The sequence below is a fragment of the Synechococcus sp. R8-2 genome (genome assembly GCF_047461715.1).
Taxonomy (GTDB): domain Bacteria; phylum Cyanobacteriota; class Cyanobacteriia; order Thermostichales; family Thermostichaceae; genus Thermostichus.
Window position 1 is genome coordinate 1 of sequence record NZ_JANSHQ010000458.1, and the last position, 4,670, is coordinate 4,670.

At 56.1% G+C, this 4,670-nt stretch carries 5 protein-coding genes; all 5 read right to left on the bottom strand.

What is annotated here, in order from left to right; all coding sequences use genetic code 11:
• A partial coding sequence (locus NW819_RS10975; protein ID WP_414413756.1) for a DUF2157 domain-containing protein occupies positions 1-659 on the bottom strand: 659 nt, incomplete at its 3' end.
• Positions 660-676: 17 nt separating this feature from the next.
• Positions 677-1,423, bottom strand: coding sequence for a phosphoribosylaminoimidazolesuccinocarboxamide synthase (purC, locus tag NW819_RS10980; protein ID WP_414413757.1), 747 nt, complete (start codon positions 1,421-1,423; stop codon positions 677-679).
• 10 nt (positions 1,424-1,433) lie between these two features.
• Positions 1,434-2,993, bottom strand: a complete 1,560-nt coding sequence (locus tag NW819_RS10985; protein WP_414413758.1) for a sugar transferase — start codon at positions 2,991-2,993, stop codon at positions 1,434-1,436.
• A gap of 353 nt (positions 2,994-3,346) precedes the next feature.
• Entirely contained in the window at positions 3,347-4,084 is a 738-nt protein-coding gene (locus NW819_RS10990; RefSeq protein WP_041436582.1) for a class I SAM-dependent methyltransferase, read from the bottom strand.
• A 77-nt stretch (positions 4,085-4,161) separates the two neighbouring features.
• Positions 4,162-4,670: FAD-dependent thymidylate synthase (locus NW819_RS10995; protein ID WP_414413759.1), on the bottom strand; the 509-nt coding region annotated here is incomplete at its 5' end.

Consider the following 4,670-nt stretch of genomic DNA (forward strand, 5'->3'; position numbering starts at 1 on the left):
CAGCGTAAATGTATCAGGAAGTTGACAGTCCCCCAATCCACGAAGTCGGCTACCATCCCCGAGCCCAGCAGAAGGCAGGCCAGTACACCGCTGGGGCTGTGACGCAAGCCGTAGGCCATGGCCAAACCGCCCATCCCCCAGGCCCAAAACAGGCCTGCCGCGGATCCGCCAAGCTGAACCCACTGCGCCATCAGGCCAATACAGGCTCCCAGGGTCAGTTCACCGGCTATCAGCAGGGCGCTGCCCAGCCGTCGGGATCCCTGCTGCCAAACCTGGAAGCCAGCCACCTGCAGCCCTACCATGAGGGCCAAGCACCCCCAGGCTCTTGCCCAGCGGGGAATGGCAGCCCAGTTGGCCGCCACAAAGGAGATCACCCCTAGGCCCACCAGAACTGCGCCAAACAGCAGCAGCACCAGGGCAAATCGCCCGCCGGCTGAGCGTTGCAAACTCTCCAGTTGGTAATACTCCCGCAGGCGATCCCGTTGGGCAGGTTCAATCAACCCCTGCTCCACCCAGGCATCCAGCAGGTCGGCCAGTTGGCGGCGGAAACGCTCGCCGGGGTAGGGGGGGCGGGGAGAGGTCATGGCGGGATCCCGACAAGCGAAAGGAGGCTCGGGCGTTAAGGGAGTGGGATCGCTGAGGCGATTATAGTCCCTCACCCCTGGCTCCTCTCCCTCTAGGAGAGAAGGAATTGGGATCCCACTGCCTGAAGCACCCGCTGCAACACCTCTTGATAGCCAGCTACTGGATCCCCCAGATCAAAGCGAAAGAGATCCTTGTCCAGCACTCGCGGCTCGGATCCCTCCAGATCCCAAAGACGGCAGGTATCGGGGCTAATCTCGTCGGCTAGCAGGATCTCTCCCTTCTCGTCCAGGCCAAACTCCAGCTTAAAGTCCACCAACTCTAGGCGGCAGCTTCGCCAGAAAGCCTGCAGATGGTTGTTGATGGCCAAAGCTAGGGATCCGAGGCGCTCCACCTGCTCCGGCGTGGCCAACTGCAATAGGCGGATGTGGTCGGGGGTTACCAAGGGATCCCCCAAGGCATCGTTTTTGTAATAGAACTCCACCAGCGGCGGCTCGATGGGAAGGCCCTGCTCCAGGCCCAGCCGTCGGCAGAGGCTACCCGCTGTGCGGTTGCGCACCACCACTTCCAAAGGCAGGATGTGCAAGGCTCGCACCTGCATCTCGGTGGGGCCGGTTTGGGCCAAGAAATGGTTGGGGATCCCTTGCTGCGCCAGGTAGGCAAACACATGGCTGGAGACGGTGCAATTCACCTCTCCCTTGCCGGCGATGGATCCCCGCTTTTGGGCGTTGAAGGCCGTGGCGTCGTCTTTGTATTGGCAAAGATAAACCCTGGGATCGGCAGTGCGGTAGATGCGCTTGGCCTTGCCCTCGTAGAGCAGCTCTTGGGGGGAGAATGGCATACGCTAACCCCTAGTATCCGGCCAGCCGTCCGCGGATCCCTTGCCAGAAGGTGATGGCCAAGATGCGCAGATCCAGCCACAGCGACCAGTTTTGCACATAGTAGAGATCATACTGGGTGCGGCGGGCAATGCTGGTATCTCCCCGCAGGCCGTGGATCTGGGCCCAGCCGGTGAGGCCACTTTTTACCAAATGCCGATCCGGATACTTGGGGATCTCCTGGCTAAACTGCTCGACAAAGTAGGGCCGCTCTGGGCGGGGGCCCACTAGGCTCATTTCCCCTTTCAGGACGTTCCACAGTTGGGGCAGCTCGTCCAGGTTGGTGCGGCGCAAAAAGGCTCCTATCTTGGTTCGGCGCGGATCCCCAGGGCGCGTCCAGCCGGGCCGGTCGGATCCCTCGGCATCCACCCGCATGGTGCGAAACTTGGCAATCCAAAAGCGGCGGCCATCCAAGCTCACCCGCTCCTGCCAGTACAAGATGGGGCCAGGGCTAGTGCAGGCTACCAGCAGGGCAATAATCAAAAACAGAGGGCTAAGCAAGATCAGGCCCAGAGAAGCTCCTAGGATGTCTACAGCTCGCTTGAGGAACCGGTTGTGGGCGTAGCGCAAAGGGGGCTGACGCAGAGTTAGCAGCGGGATCCCGTCGAGAGACTGCAGGCTGAAGTTCACCGTTAAAAAACTTAAGATATCCGGCACCAAGCGCACCTGCACCGACAATGTTTGCAAACTGAGCAACAGAGGAGCAGTTGCCAGCTCCGGTTGCCCAAACCACACCTCCTGCACTTCTGGGTGGGCTTGCAGATAGGCAATCAAATGGACCAGATCCAGACGCTCAAGAGCCGACCAGGAAGGCTCAAGCTGACTGCACAAGCAGGAGAGGGTTCCTCGGGATGAGCCGGACAGAGTCCTGTCGGCAGACTCAACCCCGCCAGAGGTAGGGCGGGCGGTGTTTAGTACTGGATATGAATCTTGACAGGGATCCCCATTTTGAGATGGGGGATCTTCCTCAAAAGAGCCTTGCTCTACGCCTGCCCAGGCGACTACCTGGAAGCCCAACTGCGGGGATCGCTGCAATCGCTCCAACACTTCCGCCAACACCGACCAGGATCCCACCCAGATGACCTGCCGCCGACCGTAGCCCCTAGAGCACAACCAGCCCATGCCCAGCCGCAACCCCACCCGTACCAAAGTCAAACTCAGCAGAGCCAACAAGCCGGCGTAGCCCACCACCAGCCGCGACAAAGAGACCGAGCGAACGAAAAAGGCCCCTGCCAGCACCAAACCAAACGTCAATCCCAACCCCACCAGCAAACTGGCCCATTCTTCAAAGCGAGACAAGCGCTTCGACTCACCGTATCCGCCTAAGCCCGCCTGAATGCCCCAATAACTGAGGGCGGTCAACAATCCCAAGGCCGCGTAGACATCCCAAGGCAAGAGCTGATGAGGACGCAAGCTGCGCAGCCAGTAGCCCGCCCCAAAGGCCAACCAAATACAAAGGCCATCGCCAAAACAGGCCAAGGGCACCCACAAACGATGCAGATCCAGACGAGTTTTATAGCCGCGTTCGGCCAAGGGTTATCTCCTTCGGCATCAAGACTGTTGACAATCTTACAGAAAAGATTGTGCATCTGAGGCTATTGGACAAGATCAGTGTTGACCAAAACTTGAATGGGTAGCCCTCACCAGATAATTCTATTGACGGCCCTTCCCAGCTTCAAAGGACTTCATGCTGCTGACACAAAATAAGTTCTTTAAGTAATTGGGATCCTCATCATGCAAGAGATAAAAATCCCTGTTGAGTGGGTTAAGTACCGTCGGAAAAGGCTGTTGTAGAAACTACCAGAATTGCAGACATTGGATGTCGAAACATGAGAGTTTAAGCAATGATCAAAGTGCAGTCTGAGAACAGCAATGGTGACAGGATACTACGATTTCGTTGCCGGGCCGGCTACTGCCAGCAGAGATACACCAAAGGGCAGAGAAAACTTAGGTATCAGATAGGCTTCTGCAGCAAAAATACCCGTCAGCAGTCGATTGAGCCAAAGCGGCGGCATTTTCAGATCTTGGCTTTCCCTCAGGCGAAGCACTTTCTGCATTATGCGGATCCCTGAAATGATTGGGAAAAGAAAACTGTTGAAGAAAACAAGGGTATAAACTTCTAGACCTGAGCTTTTAAGCAACGACAAAAGTTGCCCGCGGGTATATCGTCTCTTGTGATGATTAAGCTCATCATGTAAACTCCACAGCCACGGATAAGCCGGAACAGTTACAACTAAGTAGCCAGATGGGGTTAACCTTTGACTGAGGGCTAGGAGAGCTTCTTTGTCATTCTCCAGATGCTCCAGCACATCCAGCAAAGCAATCAAATCAAATCGTTGAGAACCAAAGGGGATCCGGTTTGGCAACTCCCCCTCTGCCACGATCCCAATACCGCGAGCTTGGGCCAGCGGCAGTGCAATTTCACTCTTTTCCATAGCCCAAACTTTGCCAAATCTGGACAACATCTCCAGGTTGCCGCCGCTACCACAGCCAGCTTCCAAAATATAAGCAGAGGGGGGAAGCGACAGGGATCCAATAACCCGACTCAGAATGTGACGGCGACCCAAAAACCACCAATGCCGGTCTTCTAAGCCTGCCATTTGCTCATAAGCTTCGGGATCCATACCCGTAACCCAACAAAAGATCAAAAACAGGATTAGCCGCAGAAGGGGTTAGCAGAGCATATCTATCTAAACTAAGTTTAGGGGGATAATCGAGCCTTTCCCCAGCGATGCTTACGATACCAGGCCGCCACGTGGGGACACCACGCTTCAAAGTGGGGCCAAATCAGTTCACACAGATGTTGAATTTCTCGTTGAGCATCTTCTTTGGCTCGTAGATCCAAAAAATGCATTAGACTACGGCAATTGAAAGAGACCACGAAGTGTTGTCGGATCCCGTAGCCAATGATGTTACGGGCATCTTCATAGGGCAATCCGCACTCTTCTACCAGGCGATAATAAGCAATGGCCTGGCTGCGATATTGCGCAAGAATGATATCCAAAGCTTCGGGGGAGATGGGCCTAAAGCCTTGGCGGGTTTTGGCCTTGCCCTCTTTGACGCTGGCAGGAACGTAAAACAAAGTTTCCAGCTCTTGCAAAGACAAGGAGGACTCCGTCCCGCCACTGTGCTCCGCATTGCTGACGCAACCGTAGCCGGTCTCGCCAACAGGAGCAGCAGTCTCGGTTGTGCTCCGCACCGCTGACGCGA

What these genes read in the sequence shown, in the direction of transcription:
- NW819_RS10990 (WP_041436582.1), bottom strand. Translation starts at nt 4,084, where the DNA reads ATGGATCCCGAAGCTTATGAGCAAATGGCAGGCTTAGAAGACCGGCAT.
- purC (WP_414413757.1), bottom strand. Translation starts at nt 1,423, where the DNA reads ATGCCATTCTCCCCCCAAGAGCTGCTCTACGAGGGCAAGGCCAAGCGC.